We start from the raw sequence: 19,615 nt of genomic DNA, 5'->3' as shown, positions 1-19,615 counted from the left end.
TTAATAAGTAAGAATTAATAAGTAAGAATTAATAAGTAAGAATTAATAAGTAAGAATTAATAAGTAAGAATTAATAAGTAAGAATTAATAAGTCTTAACTGTTAAATATTAAGCTTTATGTTATAAATAAAAAATAATAACTATTAACTAAAATGTAATAGTTTAAAATTGTTAAATAATATATAGTAGCTTTTATGCAAAAGTTATTATTTGTTATATTTTTGAAGCGTTAATGAGTGGGCTATGATCGTGAAAATCCTTTCTGCCGCTGCCGGGTTCAATGGCGTTGTTTACAATGAAGAGAAAAGAGCACAGGGTGCAGCTCAGCTGCTCAAGGCTGAGAACTTCGGTTTCTTGAACCTGGCTGCGGGAAGCCTGAAGCAGGAGGATTACATCAGGTACATGACGTTGGTGGCAAACACAAACGAGTCAGTGCTAAAGTCCCAGTTCCATGCCATTATTTCCTGTAAGGGAAGGGAGAAGAGTGCGGAGGAACTCCTGGAAATCGCGGAGGAATACCTCCAGCGCATGGGGTACCATGACAACCCCTACCTTATCTACTTTCATTCAGATACTGCGCACAACCATGTACACATGGTGTCTACCAGGGTAAGCAAAGAGGGGAAGAAGGTAAACGACAAGTATGAAAACGTAAGGTCTCAGAAAGTGATGCAGGAGATTCTGATGCAGGATGTGGCATACGAGGTAAAAGCATACTTGACTAAAACGCTGGCATATGGATTTTCCTCTGAAGCTCAGTTTAAGTTACTGCTCGAAAGGGAAGGCGTGAAGGTCACGGAGAAGGAGGGGCAGTACCAGTTCATTAAGTACGGTTCAATGGTGCATGCCTTTGCAAGGAAAGAAGTTGCTGACAGGATAGCAAAGTATAAAGCACCAAATGCGCGTGTAGGGCAGCTGAAAGCCATATTCCGCAAGTATAAACGAGGCCTAACGGTGGAGCAGTTCTCCGGGCTATTAAAGGAAAAGTTCGGGATAGAGCTGGTGGTGCACCAGGCAAAGGGGAAGAGCACTCCCTATGGCTACACGATTCTCGACCATGCCAGCAAACAGGTGCTAAAGGGTTCCCAGGTGATGAAGCTCGATGAGCTGCTTTCTGGTGTTAACAGAGAAGATAAAATACAGGCTGGACGGGAGCTTATAGCCAAGCTTTCTGCAGACAGGGGGCTGTGCTACACCGGCTTCAAGAGACAGCTGGAGGCAACTGGGCTCCTGATCAACAAAAAGGGAGAGATCCGCATCAAGGGAGATGAAGAAGGCAGCATCCCTGTTCTGATGCTTGATAAGGCCCGTGTCAGGGAGCTGCTTTACCAGGAAAGGCTGCAGGAGGCACGGCAGTACACCGTGGCGAGCGATAAGGATATAAAGCTGCTTTCCAGGCTGTTTTTTGTAAAGCAGTCGGATCTGTCGGTTGCGAAGGCTTCTGACCCTCTGGAGAAGGAGGTGGTGGCCGCCAAGCTGCACAGCGGCCTTGCCAGCGGCAGGCCGCTGCAGGAAATCCTGGACAGTTGCGGCTGGAGCATCGCTCATTCAGACGGAAAGCACTTCCTGGTTGATCATCAGCAGAAACAGGTATATGCCTGGGTAGATCTGACAAAAGAGAGGCCTGAATTTCATGCTGTGAAGGTTGTTGAGCTCGATAAGGGTAGTGATCGGGCGAGAGAGGAAAGGCTGCAGGACGCATGGACCCAGTCTTCCGGGGCCATCGGTCAACTGGCAGCTTCTATGCTTTACCTTATGGAGTCGAACCTCGGACCTGATCAGGGAGAGAATAGGAAGAGAAAGAATCAACGAAAACGATAATATACATAGACGATTAATACATGAAAATTGTAGTAGCAAACCAAAAAGGAGGGGTAGGCAAGTCCACCACCTGTATACTGCTGGCTAACTATCTGGCCTTGGAGAAAAAGGACAATGTAATCATCCTGGATATGGACTTTCAGGACTCCATCTACTCCAGATGGGAGAAGGAGAAGGAGCTGTATGCCAATGACCCACTGTACGAGGTTATCAAGATGGAGGTAGAGGAGTACCCGAAATACAAGGTGCATATTGACAGTCTGCAAGGGGGGCATGTTATTATGGACATGCCTGGCAGGCTGGACACGAACGAGCTTATTGCTGTATACCAGGATGCTGAAGTAATCGTCTGTCCGTTTTCCTATGAAAAAATGACTTTTGAGTCCACCATGTTCTTTGTTCAGGTGGCCAAGCACGTTAACCCGCAGGTAAGGATTGTGTTCCTGCCAAACCGCCTGAAGTCCTCCGTGAACTATGAATTGAAAGCTGCCGTGGATGAGCAGCTGGCGCAGTTCGGCACTGTGGCTCCGGCGCTGCCAGACCGTGTAGGATTTCAACGCATAGATACCGTATCGATCTCTTCGGATATTCGAGGGGTGCTCGATAATTCTTTTGGGTATATATATAATGAGTATTTAGAGACAATATAGAAGATTCTTTAAATAAAATTTATATTAATATTCAATAATTGAAACATTTTAATTAAATAACGTATATTATTCATGGCTACAGCAGGTAACAAAGGGTTTGACATCAAGAGCTTTAAGCAAAGCATAGGACAGGCTCCTCAGCAGAAAAACGCAGAAGAGAAAGCTGTTCAACCAGTTCCTGAGGAAAAAGAAGAGATGGCGCCCGCAGTTTCAAAATCGGGCAAAAAAGGTGAAAAGCCTAAGGCTTCTTCTACCGCTACAGCAGGCAAAAAGCAGGAGGCGCCTTCCTCGAAAAAGACAGCTGCAAAGGCTTCGGGTAAAGCAGCGTCAGGTTTGAGCTTTGAACAACTGCTTGCTGAGCTCGATAGTGCGAAGGATGAGTTTACCTTTACCTCCAAAACAGTTTATGTGGACGTGCATATACACGAAGTGCTAGACCTGCTGAAGAAAAAAGGAGGGATCAAAATCAATGTGCTGGCAAGCTACCTGTTTGCCAAATTTATTGAAGAGCATAAAGAGGAGATCCAAAGGCTCCGAGATAGAACGGATAACAAGTTCTTGAACTAAGCTGAATCTATAACATTAGGTAAAAAAGTATATAAATAAATAATCTAATCTTAAAATATACGTATAAGTATAAAACCGTATTTCATATCGATTATATATTTAAAGTAGGAATGTCTAGTTTGTAAATTGATGTTTTAACTTAAATTATATAGCTATGTCTTGGGGCGTTTTCTTTGCTACGGTAGCAGTACTCTATGTGCTTTATTATGCAGGTAACCTGTTATTTGACCTGTACCTTCGAAATGCAAAAGGCGTAGCCGCAGATATGGTGGCGCAGTACAGTGTTTCAGATTTAGTAGACACTACAGAGGCACCCCAAGACATTGTGGACGAGGATTACCTGGAGGAAGAATTCGAGGAGGATTATGAGGATTACGAGCAGGAGGAGCAACCCTTGGATAGCGGTCTCCAAGAATATCCTGTTACAGCCGACGGGCATGCCTTTGCGCACCAGACGGCCTCTGAGAATAGTGTCGCCATGCCCGTGATAGGGCAGGGGATACCCCTAGAGGAGTTCCTTCAGAACGCCAGGCGACTTTCAAACGCAATACCTTTTTCTTCATAAATTTTTAACTCAATGACAGAGATTATGAAAAAGTTACTTGCTATGCTCGTATTGGTAGTCCTCGCTGTCCCATCTTCCTTTGCTCAAGGGGCCGGAGGCATTGATGCCGGAGCCTCTGAACTCCAAACTTACATTGACCCTGTAGGCAACCTAATCCTGGTCATCGGAGCTATTGTTGGCCTGATTGGGGGAGTTAGGGTGTACATCAAGTGGAACTCCGGAGACCAGGACACACAAAAGGCTGTCATGGGGTGGATGGGGTCCTGTGTATTCCTGATGGTGGTGGGGGTGGTGATCAAAGCCTTCTTCGGCTTGTAAGCCGTGGCTCCTGAAGCTAACAGAGGATTTAATGTCTACAAGGGGCTGCAAAAACCCCTTGTATTTAAGTCCTTGAAAGGTAGATATATCTACTGGGGCCTGGCCTCCGTTCTAACTGGCTTCTTTGCGGCAGTTGTCTTATCTGTTTCGCTCAACTTCTTTTCAGGTCTGGTAGCCTTGGTGGTCGTGACTTTCGGCGGTATGGGGTTTACGGCTATGCAGCAGAAGAAAGGGTTGCATCATAAAACGAAGTCCAAAGGGGTATACATCATGCCCGCACAATGGAGGCGCTCTGCACGAAGATAGGAGTCTGGCCCTGGCAGCACAATTTTAACGTCATCACTTTTCTTAGCCATGAAAAAGCAGCGGTTTGGTCTGCCATACATTGGCATAGACCGTCATGCCCATGATATTCTATATCATGAGCGCGGAGACTATTCGGTTATCATCAAAGTACAAAATCCAGCCCTGCAGTACTGTGCAGACGTGGAGGCATACTATCTCTTCCACCAGACCTTTGCCAACATCGTTAAAATTCTAGGCGCAGGCTACACCCTTCAGAAAACGGACATACTAGCCAGGAAGCGCTATGTGCCGAAGCAAACGGATGATCTCCTGAGTCAGAAATTTCAGGAGGCATTTGCAGGAAGAGAGTACCTGGATGTTTCTACATACCTGACTATAACAAGGGACGTGCGGCGCTCCAGCTTCTTTACATATGACGAGAAAGACTTCAAAGCATTCCAGCGGAACGTTGCCAAAGTGCTGGACATACTGGAGAGCAGGTCTTTCAAGCCCTATGCTCTGAAAGAGATAGAGGTGAAGAAGTTTATTTCCCGCATTCTTGCCTTCAACTTTTCCGATGAGGTTTATGCGCTCAATAACCTCCTTGCCTCAGAGGAAGGCCTGCAAGTTGGTGACAGCGTTATCCGATGTATCTCGCTTGTGGACATAGATGAGATCAACTTTCCGTCCAATCTTAAGCCAAACACAGCGCTTCACATAGGGTACAGCCTCCCGGTAGACCTGATGCATTTTCTGCACCAGGTGCCAGGTTGTGACTGCCTGGTGTACAACCAGGTGATCCAAATCCCTGATCAGCGCCATGAATTGGCCAGGCTGCAGGCCAAAAGAAAGAAACACCTCTCCATGCCTGACCCGGCCAATGATCTGAGTGTGCAGGATATTGATCAGGTGATGGCCGATATCGCCAAGGATAACCAGCTGCTCGTGTACGGACACTACAGCGTGCTGCTTTCAGCCAGAGAAAAGGAGATAGACCGTGCCGCTAACTATCTGGAAAGCGCTTTGTTTTCCATTGGTATTATTCCCTCCCGAAACGCATATAACCAACTCGAACTATTCCGGTGTGCCTTGCCCGGCAATAGTTCGGAGCTTAAAGTATATGATAAATTTTTGACTACTTCAGACGCGGCCTTATGTCTGCTTTTTAAAGAACGTTTGCTGCAAAGTGAGTCATCCAGCTTTCAGGTATACTTCACGGACCGACAGGGGATTCCTATCACGATTGACACAAGTGATGCGCCCATCTTCTCAGGCCGGATGAATAACCGTAACAAGTTCGTGTTGGGGCCTTCGGGAGCGGGGAAGTCATTTTTCATGAACCACCTGATCCGGCAGTATGCCCTGCAGGACACAGATGTTATTTTGGTGGATACCGGGCACAGTTATTCTGGGCTGTGTGCCTACTACAGGGGCCGCTACATTACCTACTCCGAAGAGCAGCCTATTACGATGAACCCCTTCCGGATCTCTGCTGCCGAATTCAACGAGGAGAAGCGGGAGTTTCTCAAGTCATTGGTGGGCCTGCTCTGGAAAGGTGCCGAGGGCACTGTCAGCCAAATTGAGGACAGTGTCCTCTCTTCCGTTATCACTTCCTATTACCAATACTACTTTGAAAACGGCTTGGAGAGCAGCTATCTTTCCTTCCAGTCCTTCTATGACTTCTCCATCAGAAAGATCGACGAGATCACGCAAAAAGAGTCCATTGACTTTGACCTGACCAGTTATCGCTTTATCCTCAAGAAGTTCTGCAAAGGGGAGGCGTATGGGCAGATCCTGAACAACGAGATGGATACCACCCTGTTCGATGAACCCTTCATTGTCTTTGAAATAGATGCCATCAAGGAGCATAAGATTCTTTTCCCGATCACCACCCTGATTATCATGGATGTGTTCCTTCAGAAGATGCGCCACAAGAAGAACCGTAAGGCGCTCATCATTGAGGAGGCCTGGAAGGCCATTGCCTCTCCGCTGATGGCCGGCTATATCCTCTACGTCTATAAAACGGTTCGCAAATTCTGGGGAGAGGCCGTGGTCGTGACACAGGAGCTGGATGATATCATCGGCAATGTTGTGGTTAAGAACTCCGTCATCAACAACTCCGATACCATCTGCCTGTTGGACCAGACCAAGTTCAAGGACAATTTCGATGAGATCGCCGCGCTGCTCTCTATCAATGAGGTGGAGCGCAAGAAGATATTTACCATCAACAGCCTCGACAACAAAGAGGGGCGGGGCCGCTTCAAGGAAGTCTACATCAAGCGCGGGGCTTCCGGTGAGGTGTACGGCGTGGAGGTGTCGCTGGAAGAGTACCTGACCTTCACCACCGAGCGCCAGGAAAAAGAGGCCATGCAAGTGTACCTGAGCAAGTATGGGGATTTCAGGGAAGCCCTGGAAAGGTTTGTCGCAGACTTCAGGGCCTCGGGGCTCAAGCTAAATGAATTTGTTCAACTGATTTTGCAACGCAGCTATGAAAAAGTACCTCTACACGCTTAGCTTCATGAGCCTGCTAACAGGTCATGTACTAGCCCAGCAGGTTGTTTTTGACCCGGCGGTCGTCTCCACACTTGTTGTGAATCATACGGCCCAGCAGGCGGCCTTAAACGACATTAAGGAAAACGAAGGAAAGATTGCGGCCCTGCAGACGACCATCAGCCTGAAGATGACGCAGATCAAAGAGCTGGAGGAAAAGATGTACAACTCTCTCAAATCCGTTCAATCCATTATCGGGCAGAGTAAAAATATTATTTATGCCTCCCAAATTGCCGCAGACATAGGCCACTACCAAAACCAAATGATGGAACTGGCGCGCGGTGATAACGAGTTGCTCCTGATTGCCGCCAAGACAGAGCTGGAGCTGCTCAACCGTACATCCGATCTGTTTACCTATATCTACCAGGTGGCTGTCATCGGCACGGATGTGAACCTGATGAACAATGCCGACAGGCTCACCCTTATCCGCCACGTGGTGGACGAGCTGCGGGTGATGCGGGGCCTAGCCTATTCCATTACCCGAAAGATGCGTGTGGCCAAGTACGCGGGACTTTTGAAGACCATGAACCCGATGGGACTTGCCTATCCTGACAACAGCCAGGCGATCATCCGCTCCCTGATGGATGAGTACAAGGCAATCAAGAAGTAAATTATCTCTATGGCTATGAATTCAATAATTGTACCCACTTTATGCCTGGCCCTGCTTCCTGGCCTCTTTACAGATGCTCTAGGGCAAGGCGTGCAGCCAGTTAATAGTAAAAACACAAGGTACCAACTGGAGCGGGAGGTTGTTACTCGTTGGGGAAAGTTCAACCCGAAATGGTACTTTATTCTGTTTCATAACAAGTACAGGAAAGGGCCTGACAGGCGGAACATGCTGCAGCTTGCCCCTACCATGGCTTTGCTGAACCAGAACAGGGTGAAGGCCCAGGCGCAGGAGGAAGCAATAAGCCAGGTATATGAGCAGGAGATGTTCAAGTTTGCCGACAGGTCCCTGAATAAGGGATACCACCTCCTTTATAAAAAGAAGATTGATGAACTTAACACAGCCCTATTGGGGATGAATGCTGAGGCGGTGCAGGCCGGGGTGCAGGCAGATTATATTTTGGCCATCCATGCCGAGCGGGATAGAATCAACGCCGACATCGAGATAATCCTGGACGCTTACCTGGACGATGCCAAAAAGGGGGAGCAGCTGCGGGTATACATCGGGGAGCTTACAGCATTGAGGAATGATTTCAGGCGGCTCATTTCTCTCTTTAAAACGAGTCAGGACCTAACCGACTGATGCCATGCGTGAATTGATCGATAAAGCCATATTTGACCTGTTCGACGGGCTCTTTCTCAATATACAGGATTTGGTGAGTGTTTTCCTGTATGATGCGCAGGCGCTTTGCGCCATCAGCATGCTGCTGTACTTCGGCCTGGAGGCTTACAAAATGATGGCCGGGGATGAAACGCTTCGCATCATGCCTTTGCTGCGTCCTTTCGCCCTGACACTGGTGATTGTTTTCTGGCCAGGATTTATCGACGCGGTGAACCTGCCGCTGCAGCTAGTCAATGATCAGGCAAAAGGCATGTACGGCGCGCAAGTAGACCAGGTGGAGGATTTGCACAGGGAACGCCTCGCGCTGGTGGACAGTGTGGCCCGGAAGCTCTCTGAGAGCAGCGCCGAGTTTGAGCGTATTGAGAGTGAGGCCAGTGACGCGAGCTGGTACGAAACGATGGGGATTGACCTGCAACCCCTGTTTAACAAAATGAAAGGCTATTACCTGATGCTGATGGCCAAGCTGCACTTTACGGCGATGATGGTGGTGGAGTGGATTGTGATCAGCATCTTTCAGGTATGCTCCTACATTATCTATTTCCTGCAGATCATCTTTGCAGGCATTCTGGTGATCCTGGGCCCCTTCTCCTTTGCCCTTAGCGTGCTGCCGGGCTTTCGGGACTCCTACCTGGCCTGGATTGCCCGCTATATTTCCGTAGGGCTGTACTCGGGACTGGGCTATATCATTATGTCCATCTCCTTTGTACTGGTCAAGTATGGGTTGATGAAGGAAATAGATATCCTGAAGGCAGTACTGGGCAACGAAGAGATGTTCATTGCCTACGTTTCCTTCCCCTCGGGCGGCATCAGTTTCTACATCGTCTCCTTGATTGTGGGAGGATTGGCCATGCTGACCATTCCCATTATTTCCACCTGGATCGTGCACACCACGGGTGTGGGTAATGCCATTGGTACAATGGCAGGAGGAGCTGCGAAGGCGGCCGGAGGAATTTTAAAATAAACTAAAAAGCGCTTGCTATGATAAACAACCTCGAAAAGAAAATGAAGCTGGCATTTGCCGTGAGTATCGGCAGCTTTATCTCCTCCATCATTATAGTAGGTACGGTTTGCGCCTTTGCCTTTCGTTATGCCGAGGAGCAGAGGAAGAAGATTTATGTGATTGACCACTCGGTGCCGCTCTTGGTGGAGCAGACCGAGCTGGGGGTAAACCGGACAGTAGAGTACAAGTCGCACGTGAACATGTTTCACCTGCTCTTCTTCACGCTACCTCCAGATGACGCCTACATCAAGAATAACATCTCCAAGGCCATGTACCTGGTGGATGAGTCCGGTCTGGCACAATACAACAACCTGAAGGAGAAGGGCTATTACAACCAGATCCTGGCGAGCTCTGCGGTTTTGACGATCAAAACCGATAGCGTTAAAGTGGACGAAAACAGGCACTTTACCTACTACGCCACACAGCGCATTGAGCGGGAGACCTCTGTGATGAAAAGACTTCTTGTCACAGAGGGGGATCTTGAGGAAGTGCCGCGCACAGAGAACAACCCCCATGGACTTTTGATAAAGAACTGGAAAACGGTCATGAACAAGGACTTGGAGTATGTCGAGAAGAAATCCTTTTAGCGGTAACATAAAGCAAAGGCTTTCATACCTCAAGGAAAGTGTCAGGGACTACTGTGCCTCGAATCCTAAAGCAGTGGTGCTGGCCATGCTAGTTTTACTGTCTGTGGCTGTCATGGGGCTATTAGTCGTCCGGCACCTGCACCAGGGAACCTATGCCGTGTCGGCTGGCAAGCTGTACAGGCAGCTTGATACTTCTGGCGACAAGATGACTATAGGCAGGTCGAGTACCGCAGATATGCTGGAGCTGATAAAGCTCTACAACACGGCCAGGCAGTTAAACCCTGACAGCCTGCGTGCCCAAGACAGTGTTTTTCTCAAAGATATTGATCAGCGTTTAAACCGAATCATCCATGAAGAGAATTAACTTTCGGCATCCCAGGTATGCCATCCCGCTCATCATACTCCCTTTCCTTGTACTGCTTAATTACCTGTGGCTGGACATGACACCGGCGGCCACCGCCGCACAAACGAAAGTGGAACTCACCGAGACAACAGCCCTGAATACCTCCCTTCCGGATGCCAACCTGAGAAAGCGGGAAATGAAGGATAAGTTCTCGGCTTTTCGGGACGAGTTTAAGTATAGGACCGACTACTCGGCCATGCAGGAAATCGGGGAGGATAGGGTAGACCCCAGGGACATGGCCTATGGCAGCGTGTACACGGAGGAGGAGCGGCGGATGCTCGACAGTCTCAATAACCGTATCCTATCGGATCAGCAGCCGGAGGAGTTTATGGAGCGGGTAAGCCAGCGGCAGCGCCTCAGCTCAGAGCGCTATGCGTCTGCTACTGCCTCTGTGCCTGTACGGTCAACCCGCCCTATGCGAAAAGTTGAATCGGCATATGAAGAGGAGATGCGGCTATTCCGAGAGCAGATGATGTTTATTGACAGCCTGAGCCGGATAGGAGAGGAACCTGTGCCTTCTCGTACGGGGCCACAGCCGATGAAAGCCCATGCACCGGCTTCCGAGAAGCAAGAGCCGACACCGTTACCCGTGACCAAAAGCAGGAATACGAATAAAGCCTTTTTCAATACCATTACAGCCGACGGTGAGGAGCAGTTTATCAGAGCTATTCTGGACGAAGGGTTGAAGGTGATGCAAGGCGGCAGGATCAGGATTCGCTTGCTGGATGACATCTATGTGCGGGACTACGAAATAAAGAAAGGCAGCTACCTCTACGGCACTGTTTCCGGTTTCAGTGCCCAACGAATTGAGATAGCCATCCGCTCTATACTCTACGGCAACCAAATCATCCCGGTAGACCTGAGTATCTACGACAACGACGGCTTGGCTGGGCTATATGTCCCGGAATCACAGTTCAGGGACTTTACAAAAGAGCTTGCCGGGAATGTGAGCAGTGGTCAGTCATTTACTTTTGAGGATTCACCTGACAATGGCAGCCAAATGCTTTATTCTATGCTGGAAAGGGTTTCGCAGACCACCACCCGCGCTGCAGGCAAAGCCATCCGGAAGAACAAAGCTAAGTTGAAGTACAACACCATTGTTTATTTGATAGATAACAAAGCCCTGTAATATGAAAAAGCTATTCCTTCTATATGTGTTGTTTGCCCTGCTGTTTTCCGCCTCGGCACAGGATTCCCTTCAGGTAGTGCACGTGCATGAAAGCATCTCCACGCATATTGTGAGCCCTGAGCCGATACAGTATGTAGATATCTCCACAGATGATGTAGCCGGGGATATACCTGTCGCCAACATCCTTCGGGTCAAACCCAAGCACGGTGGCGCAAAACCGGGTGTTATCACCATCGTTGGGGAACGCTTCCTTGTGCAGTATAAGCTAGCCTACAGCCGAGCGGATCGGGCAGACACGGAGGTGCGTATAGACCCTACCCAGGTAGATGATTACCTGAACCCAGCTGTGGCCATGAGCCGGGAGGACATGGCACGGTTTGCGCTGCTGGCCCTCCAGCGAAAACCCCGGTTCAACAGTGTGACTACGAAAGGGCAGGGGATGCGGGCAAGGCTAAACAACATCTATACGGTGGGGGACTATTTCTTTATTGATCTCTCCCTTAGAAATGACACCAACATTCCCTATACGGTCGATCAAATACGGTTTAAGATTGAGGATAAAAAGGTCGTGAAGGCCACTAACTTTCAGCAGGTGGAGCTACAGCCCAGTTTCCAGCTTTATGACACGGGTCACTTCAAGCGCCAGTACCGGAACGTGTTTGTGTTCAGGAAGTTTACTTTCCCAGAGGAAAAGGTGTTCAATATTGAGGTGGCCGAGGAGCAGATTTCTGGGCGCACCATCTCCCTTAAAATTGACTATTCCGACATTCTTCATGCAGACACCTTATGAGAAAGCCGTTACTCCTTTCCTTACTGCTCTTAATTGTGCTGCCGTGCCGAGCGCAGGAGGGCTACACCCACCTGAACCTGGCAGGCGGCTGGATGTACAAGGATGCCTTAACTGCCAACCTTGCCCTGGAGTTCAGCAAACGCCACTATAATTCCTATGAGATCTTCGGTGATGCCTATAAGAGCAACGTGGACGACAGCAAAAACTGGTTAGTGGGGGCTGCTTACAAACCCATGCTTACCCGTTCCAGAAACACGTTTCTCAAGCTGCGCCTGGGAGCGGGCATTGGCTCTAACACCGAGCACTTCATAGGAGCCCTGCAGGCAGGCCTGGAGCTGGGCTATGTGCTGCCAGGAAATGTAGTGTTGATGCTCCAACAGAAAAATGAGGGCGTGCTTCGGGTAAACCACAACTTCAGGACTGGCTTACTGGCAGGCATCAAAATTCCGCTCTGATTTGGCGCTGACTAATCGAAGGGCATTTGCTTGAGAAGCAAGATCTCTATAGGCCTGTCTTATTTACTTTAAAGTGTTAGACATTCTTTACCAACAGCGTCATGGAAGAATCCAGCGAAATTAAAAAACTTTACTCCTTTCTGCAGGGACTTATCTACTTCACTATTGTGGTGGAGATAGCTGTTTTCCTCTTTATGGATTCGGGCAGTATGTATCAGCTGCAGCCTATACTGCGGAAAGTAAAGCGCATGGCTATTTATGAACACATCTACTTCTCCAAAGCTTTCACCTTCGGTTTGATTCTGATCGTGAGCATTGGCACAAAGGCCAGGAAGAACCTGGACCTCGACCCGCTCCGGCATATCTTCCTTCCCTTGCTTATCGGCTGCGCCTTTTTCTTTGGCTCGGGTTTCTTTTATTTCTTTGAAAGCAGCCGTATTCTTTTCTGGGATGTGTCCCTGTCTGATGCGGCTTACATCCTGCTCTCCTTCTTAGGTGCGATGATGATTCATATAGCCTTGGATAATATCTCCAAGCATATACAGCACCGATTGATGAAAGACAAATTCAACGTGGAAAATGAGTCCTTTGAGCAGTCCAGGAAACCGGTGCATACGCCATACTCGGTGAATATCCCGATGCTTTACTATTACCAAAAGCGGGTACAGCGCGGGTGGCTAAATGTAGTGAACCCCTTTCGAGCAACACTGCTGATAGGTACACCCGGCTCAGGAAAGTCTTTCTCGGTGGTGTTGCCTTTTATCAAGCAGCTTCTGGGGAAAGGCTTCTCTATGATGGTCTACGACTTCAAGTTTCCAGACCTGGCCAGAACGACTTATTACCATTACCTGGTCAATAGAAAGAGAGGGATATTGAAAAACCACAGGTTCCATGTCATCAATTTTAATAGCGTAGAGCACAGCAGGAGGTTTAACCCTTTAAAGCCGGAGTACTTGCCTACCCTGGCTGATGCCACCGAAACAGCTGAGGCGCTGCTGGAGGCGCTGCGGAAAGGAGACAGGGACTCTGGGACTGCGCAATTCTTCAACCAGTCAGCCGTTAATTTCCTGGCTAGCTGCATCTACTTTCTGAGCCGGCACGAAGGGGGGCGGTATTCTTCTTTTCCGCATGTACTTTCCTTCATTAACCTTAGCTATGATCAGATTTTCGAGGTGCTCTTTTCCGAACCTGAGCTGGAGAGTCTGCTTTCGCCTTTTGCCACAGCCTATAAGAACAGAGCCTTTGAGCAGCTGGAAGGGCAGATTGGCACCTTAAAGATTAATATTGGCCGACTGGCCACAAAAGAAACATTCTGGGTACTATCAGGAGACGACTTCAATTTAAAGATAACGGACCCGGAAAACCCTTCTATATTGGTGATTGCAAATGACCCTGCCACACAGAGCATTAACAGCGCCTGCAATGCGCTTATCCTCAATCGCATGACACGCCTGATCAATACAAAGGGGAACTTGCCCTGTGGGCTGATCGTGGATGAGTCTCCTACGCTTTACATACACCGGGTGGAGAACCTGATCGCTACTGCCAGGAGTAATAAGATAGCTGTGCTGCTGGGCCTGCAGGAACTACCGCAGCTGCGGCAGCAATATGGCAGGGAAACAGCCGACACCATTTGCTCTGTAGCGGCCAATGTACTCTCGGGCTCTGCCCGTAATAAAGAGACGCTTGACTGGCTGGAAAAACTGTTTGGTAGGGTGAGGCAGCTAAAGGAGGGGCTTAGTGTGGACCGTAACCGTACCTCAGTGAACATGAACGAGGAAATGGGGCCGCTCATTCCGGCATCCAAAATAGCCAATTTGCAGGCCGGTGAGCTGGTAGGACAGGTGGCTTCCGATAGCGAAGCGTATAGCGGGAAGTATGTTGCCAGTACCTACCACTGTAAAATTAATCTTGACCTTGATAACATACAACAGGAAGAAAAGCAGTATCTTAACCTGCCAAAATTTTATAACTTTGGCACCCCTGACCAAAAAGACCAAATCCTGAGAGCAAACTACAATAAAATTAGAAATGAGGTTAAGACACTAATCACAGCGTTACAGGTATGAGCGTGAGCATACAGGAGTTAGGCCAAAGGCTAAAGCTGCTGCGAAAGCGGCTTGATTTATCGCAGGAGAGCCTGGCAGAGTCCATGGGGGTGAACCAGAACCAGATATCCCGGCTGGAGAACGGGGTGGGAGGGACGATCGAACTGCTTTTACTTCTGTTCAGCTTCTACAGCAAGCACTTTCACGTGGACCTTCTTTTTTCCGACAATTTTGACATCCTGGAAAAGCACGAAAAGCTATCCAACAGCCACAGCCTCAACAGTATTGCCGTTGAAAAGCTGAAGCTGGCTCAAAGTGAGCTTTCCTCGCAGATTGAGGAGGTGATACGGTTATTAGATGTTTCTTAAGCAGCTATCTAAGTCACAGGACAATTAATAAAAGCTATGAGTTACAGGCTCTTTTGAAAGCATCTTTTCGTTAACTTCCAAATGGGCTCAAGGATGAGTATAGGCTAGTATCGCTGTTAGGTGAAACAGTGTGAAAGCTGTCTCTAGACCTGCTCTGAATCACTATCTTCTAAAAGGTGACTGTAGCACCTATTCCGGTTAAATTGTATCCAAGTTGAGGTACAACCTGCACCTGCAGCCTTTGTTTGCGGACTCTGAGCCTATGGTCTGCCCAATCATACAAATAGCTTACGCCTTTTGAGCTCAGGTAGCCTACTGCTGCGCCTGCCAGTACATCTGATCCCCAGTGTGCGTTATCGTGTATGCGCGAAAGGCCGACAAGAGTCGCAACACCGTAGGCGATTGGCGGTATAAATTTATGGTCGGCATAAACAGTTGCTACCGAGGTAGCGACGGCAAAGGCCGTGGAAGTATGCGAGGAAGGCAGCGAGCTATGTGGACTATGACTGAAGGGGTTGAAAGTAGCATCGAATACCTCATTCTCTGAGGTCTCACTAGGCCTATACCTGCCGATAGCGTTCTTTAGGGCACTGGTGAGTGTGGCGTTAACAACCACGCTTCCAAATGAAACCAGTGCCACCTTCCTTAGCTTCTGGTCTTTTGCCAGGAGGCCGCCAACAAACACAGCCCCGGCAGCGGGTACCCAGTACCTTTGCCTTCCTAGTGGCTCTACGACTTGCGCGAGGCTACTGCTTACCTTGTCCTGATGGCGCTGCGCGTACTGCTGGAGGGGCTCATCTGTCAATACAAATGCAGCTGTCCATAAGGCGGCTGTGCCTGCGACATAAAGCGTATTTCTTAAATAGGTAGTCTGATGCGAATCTTCTGTTATAACAGTGTCAGGAAGGGTATACTGCGCCTGATACCCCGTGTGAGGTACTACCATGGTACCCTGTCCCTGTAGGGGCGTGCGGGGGGAGAGCAGCAGAATTAAAAAGCTTAGCCAAGCGCCTCGCATCAAGTATTTTGGTGTAGCCAAGTATGCTGACATAGCCGTTATATTTTTAAGGTATAGGATAGCCTATGCACTCATACAGGGTAGGCCTGTACTGAATTCTTGTCAAGAATAATAGCTAAATCTGGAGCAATCCTGGAGAAATTCTTTCGCTGGCTGTAATACGCGCGGGAAGGTTTTCGACAGGCATCGACGTAGTGAGAGCATAGGTGCCTAGACTGAGTGTCGGTTTCTTTTCTGGTGCAGGAGGAGGAATTCCAGAAGAGATAGCGCCACCATCACCCACAGGCTGCCCAACAGATAACCGCCTGCCACATCAGTCAGAAAATGCACCCCCAGGTAAATGCGGCTAAACCCAATTAGTAGGATGTAAAGAAACCCCAGCCACAGCCATGCAGACGCAGCCTTTATTTGATCCCGCTCCTGGTATATTAAGACACAAAGCATGCCTACCAAAGCTACGGATCCCGCAGCGTGGCCACTGGGGAAGGAAAACGTGCTTAGGTCATAATACCCGACATCCATGGGGCGCTCGCGGTGAAAGTAAGCCTTCGTAAAATAAATGGAGATACCGCTGCCTAGTACTGATACCAAAAGAGCCACGCCATGATGCCATTTCCCCTTTAGGAGAAGCACACCCATGGCCGTGACAAAGGTAAAGCCTACCCCGTACACCGAACCCAACTGGGTAAAGTAGTAAATAGCGCTGCTGAGAAGATCGGTTCGAAGGTTAAAGAAGAACATGGTAACCGAAGTATCCACGGCTTTCATGCCCGGGGAGTTTACGATGTGCTCCGATAGCTCCGACAGCACAGCAAAGTTAACGAACACGGCTATCAGTAGTGTGGTAAAGGGCAAGCCGAAGAAACCCTGTACTCCCAAACGGTCGTGGAGGAAGCCAACGAATTTGGGGTGCTTTCTTTCCAGCTCTTTTATCATGGGCAGCTCAAACAACTTATCGACCTGCGAGGATATAAGGGTAAAGGGTTTCTTGAACATACGGGGTTTGCTATTCCTTTAGGTCTTATTTGAATGTTGAAGAAGCTTAATTTCGTGTTCCAGGTTCAGCTTTTTCTGAGCGTCGAAGGTTTTCCGGGCAAAAGCTGTGAAATAGCTGTGCTCGGACAGAAACTGCACGTTTTGACGGTGCCAGGCAGCGTCAGAAAATTCTTCGCCTGTGAAAACTTCGATTTCCTTTCGTAGCAAATCAGAGGAACTTGCATAACTCGTTTGGCCTAGGTGGCACATGTCGGCGTCGCACAGGATTTTCTCTAGCAGGCTTTTGGGGGCTTGCGGTTGTTTGGTTGCTGCAATGCAGGCGATTACTTGCCCAAGAAGAAGGTCGTCCGCATTCTGTTCACGAAGAAACTCCTTGGCCAGAGCGCAACTCTCTTGCTCATGGCCTTTATACTTGTAGGCATAACCGGTATCATGGAACCAGGCGGCCACCTGCAGCACCTGGAGGCTTTGCGGCGGCAGCCCGCAGCCCAACCCTATTGCCACAGCGGCTTCTGCTACTGCCTGGGTATGTAGTATGTTGTGGTAAAAGAGGCCAGGAGGCAGTTTGTGTTGGAGCAGGTGCGAACAGTAGACTTTCGCCTGCGCTGACAGCTTCTCCTTGGCATCGCATTTCACCATATTTTTACGCTTTAAGCTCTTCACGCAGTTGCACCATTCTATTTTTGCCATAAAATGATGTAAGAACTTGGAGAAAACCTGGATACGGATCATGCATAACGCTTAATACTGACTATTTGATTAAGTGCCGAAAGTAGCCACTTAAAAAAGTATTAATAGGATATGGGTATTGTCTTCAGCCTGATACTGCACTTGCCAACCATACAGGTTACAGACAGAGCGCACAATGGCTAAGCCCAAGCCCAGGGAAGAGGAGGAAGGGTTGGCTTTATGGAAGCGCTCGAACAGCTTAGCGGGTGATCCTTTTAGCGGCACGCCGCTATTTTTGACGGTGAGGGAGCGGGCCGTCACCATAACCTCTATAAATCCTTTTCTGACGTTGTGCCTGATGGCGTTGCTTAACAGGTTGGAGATAAGCATATCAACCAAAGCGGGATTAGATAGCACGGTTAATGTGCCTTGTTGGTTCACATGTACCTGCAACCCTTTGTCCCTCACAAAGTCATCCAGCTGGCTGATTTGCCTGCCTATCAAATCATTGATATTGATTAACTCAGTGTTTTTGAACTGCTGGTTTTCAATTTTGGTGAGTAGTAGTAGCGTTTGGTTTAGTTTAGACAATCTTTGGGCGGCTACATAAGCTGATTGTATGTGGTTGGCCTGCTGCTCGCTGAGCGCCGGATCCTGCAGCAGTTCGTCCAGTCTGGCCTGTATGATAGCCAAGGGGGTTTGTGTCTCATGAGAGGCATTCTCGGAGAACTCCTTGAGCGCCCTGAAATCTGAGCGTGCCTTCTCTGTCAGCTTTCCAATAGCTGCATTCAGCTCTGAGAATTCAAGTATAGAGCTGTCTTCGAGCTTGAGTGGCGTGTTTTGATGAACTGAAAATCCTTTTAGGGTCGCAAGGCTTCGATAAAAAGCGCTCCAGAGCTGATGAAAGAAGATCCTGTTCATCAATACCGTGAACATAAGCAGGAGCACCATGACGATAGCCATGGAGAGACCAATGGTAGACATGTATTCTACCGGCTCTACGATCATCTGCCTCAACACGATACGGTACGAGCTCCCGCTTATGTTTCGGACAGAGGACACCTGGAGAAAAGCTTCCAGTTCGTTCTCAACGTTATCGAAGGCCACCGTGTCCTTTACTGTTATACTTTCCTGTATAGGTCGGTTTAGCTTACTAACCTCCAACACCGGTGGAAGATTGATGATATGCTGACCGTGTCGCAGCTGCTCGGCAATGCGGCGCTCATTGCCGAGCAGCTGTTCGGTGGCCTCTTTCTCAATGATTTCCGTCAGAAGCCCATAGAGTAACCCCCCCGCAATCAGGAACAGGAGCGAAGTAAACAGTATATAAGAGCGCGTGGCTTTTTGTAGCAGCCTCATATGGAGGAGAATTTATAACCAACGCCATAAACCGTGTGGAGGTAGTCTGTACCCCCTGCCTGCACAATTTTTCGGCGCAGGTTTTTGATGTGTGAGTAGATATAGTCAAAGTTATCCGCTGAGTCTGCGTGGTCTCCCCAACTGTGCTCTGCGATGGCCTCCCTGGTGAGCACACGGTTTTTGTTTGTGACAAAGTAGAGAAGCAGGTCGTACTCCTTTTTGGTTAGCTCCAGCAGATTCCCGTTTACTTTCACCTGCATAGCATCAGGTAGCACCTCTATTTCGTTGAACTGGACTGTACAGTTGCCGCTAAACTGCCTGCGGCGGATAATGGCATTGATACGGGAGTTTAATTCGGCAAGAAAAAAAGGCTTGGTGATGTAATCATCAGCTCCCAGGTCGAGGCCTGTCAGCCGGTCATCCAGGGAGTTCCTGGCCGAGACAATCAAAACGCCTGTGTCAGGATAAAGCGCTTTTAATTTATGCAATAAGTCCAGCCCATTTCCATCGGGGAGTGTCAGGTCTAAAATCACGACATCGTATTGATGCGTGGCTATCTTGTCCTCGGCAGCCAGGTAGGATGGGGCCTCCTCGCATAAGTAGCCCTCTTTGCGCAAATAATCGGAGGTGGTATTAAGAAGATTTACCTCGTCCTCTACAAGCAGTATTTTCATTGGGAAGAATTTGAGCGTGAAGTTCTGTACTAAATCTGGAGAAATTCTGCCGCGACCAAGTACAGCCCTGCTTAA

21 protein-coding genes are annotated in these 19,615 nt (G+C 48.7%); 16 read left to right on the top strand and 5 right to left on the bottom strand.

The annotated features are described in order from the left end of the window. Window positions 1–243: 243 nt before the first annotated feature. The 16 genes from FJM51_RS26460 to FJM51_RS26385 all read left to right on the top strand — a co-directional run bounded on the left by FJM51_RS26460 (window position 244) and on the right by FJM51_RS26385 (window position 14,824). Window positions 244–1,821 carry a relaxase/mobilization nuclease domain-containing protein gene (locus tag FJM51_RS26460; RefSeq protein WP_140455371.1) on the top strand — a complete coding sequence of 526 codons (1,578 nt, stop codon included), beginning with the start codon at window positions 244–246 and terminating at the stop codon, window positions 1,819–1,821. A 20-nt stretch (window positions 1,822–1,841) separates the two neighbouring features. After that, complete coding sequence (locus FJM51_RS26455; RefSeq protein WP_018480016.1) at window positions 1,842–2,471, top strand: ParA family protein; 630 nt, start codon at window positions 1,842–1,844, stop codon at window positions 2,469–2,471. A gap of 72 nt (window positions 2,472–2,543) precedes the next feature. Continuing rightward, window positions 2,544–3,038 carry a hypothetical protein gene (locus FJM51_RS26450; RefSeq protein WP_140455370.1) on the top strand — a complete coding sequence of 165 codons (495 nt, stop codon included), beginning with the start codon at window positions 2,544–2,546 and terminating at the stop codon, window positions 3,036–3,038. 154 nt (window positions 3,039–3,192) lie between these two features. Further along, window positions 3,193–3,603, top strand: coding sequence for a hypothetical protein (locus tag FJM51_RS26445; protein WP_140455369.1), 411 nt, complete (start codon window positions 3,193–3,195; stop codon window positions 3,601–3,603). Between the two features lie 12 nt (window positions 3,604–3,615). Next, a complete protein-coding gene (locus tag FJM51_RS26440) occupies window positions 3,616–3,921 on the top strand; it encodes a DUF4134 domain-containing protein (RefSeq protein WP_018480019.1) in 306 nt (101 codons plus the stop codon). Between the two features lie 354 nt (window positions 3,922–4,275). Beyond that, window positions 4,276–6,720 (top strand): TraG family conjugative transposon ATPase, encoded by a 2,445-nt coding sequence (locus tag FJM51_RS26435; protein WP_140455367.1) that lies wholly within the window; start codon window positions 4,276–4,278, stop codon window positions 6,718–6,720. Beyond that, window positions 6,695–7,366, top strand: a complete 672-nt coding sequence (locus FJM51_RS26430; RefSeq protein WP_140455366.1) for a plasmid transfer protein — start codon at window positions 6,695–6,697, stop codon at window positions 7,364–7,366. The genes FJM51_RS26435 and FJM51_RS26430 overlap by 26 nt, the downstream gene beginning before the upstream one ends. A gap of 9 nt (window positions 7,367–7,375) precedes the next feature. Continuing rightward, window positions 7,376–8,005 (top strand): hypothetical protein, encoded by a 630-nt coding sequence (locus FJM51_RS26425; RefSeq protein WP_140455365.1) that lies wholly within the window; start codon window positions 7,376–7,378, stop codon window positions 8,003–8,005. A 4-nt stretch (window positions 8,006–8,009) separates the two neighbouring features. Further along, window positions 8,010–9,005: a TraJ family protein gene (locus FJM51_RS26420; protein WP_140455364.1), complete on the top strand. Its 996-nt coding sequence runs from the start codon at window positions 8,010–8,012 to the stop codon at window positions 9,003–9,005. A 17-nt stretch (window positions 9,006–9,022) separates the two neighbouring features. Further along, window positions 9,023–9,631, top strand: coding sequence for a conjugative transposon protein TraK (traK, locus tag FJM51_RS26415; RefSeq protein WP_007661352.1), 609 nt, complete (start codon window positions 9,023–9,025; stop codon window positions 9,629–9,631). Continuing rightward, window positions 9,609–9,995 (top strand): hypothetical protein, encoded by a 387-nt coding sequence (locus tag FJM51_RS26410; RefSeq protein WP_210240324.1) that lies wholly within the window; start codon window positions 9,609–9,611, stop codon window positions 9,993–9,995. The genes traK and FJM51_RS26410 overlap by 23 nt, the downstream gene beginning before the upstream one ends. After that, window positions 9,982–11,163, top strand: coding sequence for a conjugative transposon protein TraM (gene traM, locus FJM51_RS26405; protein WP_140455363.1), 1,182 nt, complete (start codon window positions 9,982–9,984; stop codon window positions 11,161–11,163). Before FJM51_RS26410 ends, traM begins: the two co-directional genes overlap by 14 nt. A 1-nt stretch (window position 11,164) precedes the next feature. Beyond that, window positions 11,165–11,953 (top strand): conjugative transposon protein TraN, encoded by a 789-nt coding sequence (gene traN, locus FJM51_RS26400; protein WP_140455362.1) that lies wholly within the window; start codon window positions 11,165–11,167, stop codon window positions 11,951–11,953. A 92-nt stretch (window positions 11,954–12,045) separates the two neighbouring features. Further along, window positions 12,046–12,408 carry a hypothetical protein gene (locus tag FJM51_RS26395; RefSeq protein WP_140455361.1) on the top strand — a complete coding sequence of 121 codons (363 nt, stop codon included), beginning with the start codon at window positions 12,046–12,048 and terminating at the stop codon, window positions 12,406–12,408. Between the two features lie 101 nt (window positions 12,409–12,509). Then, a complete protein-coding gene (locus FJM51_RS26390; protein WP_140455360.1) occupies window positions 12,510–14,477 on the top strand; it encodes a type IV secretory system conjugative DNA transfer family protein in 1,968 nt (655 codons plus the stop codon). Between the two features lie 2 nt (window positions 14,478–14,479). Next, window positions 14,480–14,824, top strand: coding sequence for a helix-turn-helix domain-containing protein (locus FJM51_RS26385; RefSeq protein WP_181164604.1), 345 nt, complete (start codon window positions 14,480–14,482; stop codon window positions 14,822–14,824). Window positions 14,825–14,993: 169 nt separating this feature from the next. Here FJM51_RS26385 and FJM51_RS26380 read toward each other — a convergent pair whose 3' ends face one another. The 5 genes from FJM51_RS26380 to FJM51_RS26360 form a co-directional block, all read right to left on the bottom strand. Beyond that, complete coding sequence (locus FJM51_RS26380) at window positions 14,994–15,770, bottom strand: phosphatase PAP2 family protein (protein WP_181163801.1); 777 nt, start codon at window positions 15,768–15,770, stop codon at window positions 14,994–14,996. Between the two features lie 282 nt (window positions 15,771–16,052). Beyond that, on the bottom strand, window positions 16,053–16,838 hold the full coding sequence (locus tag FJM51_RS26375) for a phosphatase PAP2 family protein (protein WP_140455357.1): 786 nt from the start codon (window positions 16,836–16,838) through the stop codon (window positions 16,053–16,055). 18 nt (window positions 16,839–16,856) lie between these two features. Continuing rightward, window positions 16,857–17,570 (bottom strand): HD domain-containing protein, encoded by a 714-nt coding sequence (locus FJM51_RS26370; RefSeq protein WP_140455356.1) that lies wholly within the window; start codon window positions 17,568–17,570, stop codon window positions 16,857–16,859. Window positions 17,571–17,618: 48 nt separating this feature from the next. Next, complete coding sequence (locus FJM51_RS26365; RefSeq protein ID WP_140455355.1) at window positions 17,619–18,866, bottom strand: sensor histidine kinase; 1,248 nt, start codon at window positions 18,864–18,866, stop codon at window positions 17,619–17,621. Beyond that, the gene (locus FJM51_RS26360; protein ID WP_140455354.1) at window positions 18,863–19,540 is read right to left on the bottom strand and encodes a response regulator transcription factor; all 678 of its coding nucleotides are present in this window, start codon (window positions 19,538–19,540) and stop codon (window positions 18,863–18,865) included. Before FJM51_RS26360 ends, FJM51_RS26365 begins: the two co-directional genes overlap by 4 nt. Window positions 19,541–19,615: the final 75 nt, after the last annotated feature.

This window comes from Amaricoccus solimangrovi (assembly GCF_006385685.1).
In the GTDB taxonomy this organism is placed as follows: Bacteria; Pseudomonadota; Alphaproteobacteria; order Rhodobacterales; family Rhodobacteraceae; genus Amaricoccus; species Amaricoccus solimangrovi.
Note: the sequence above shows the minus strand (reverse complement) of the source record. Positions and strands in the feature narration are given on the sequence as shown.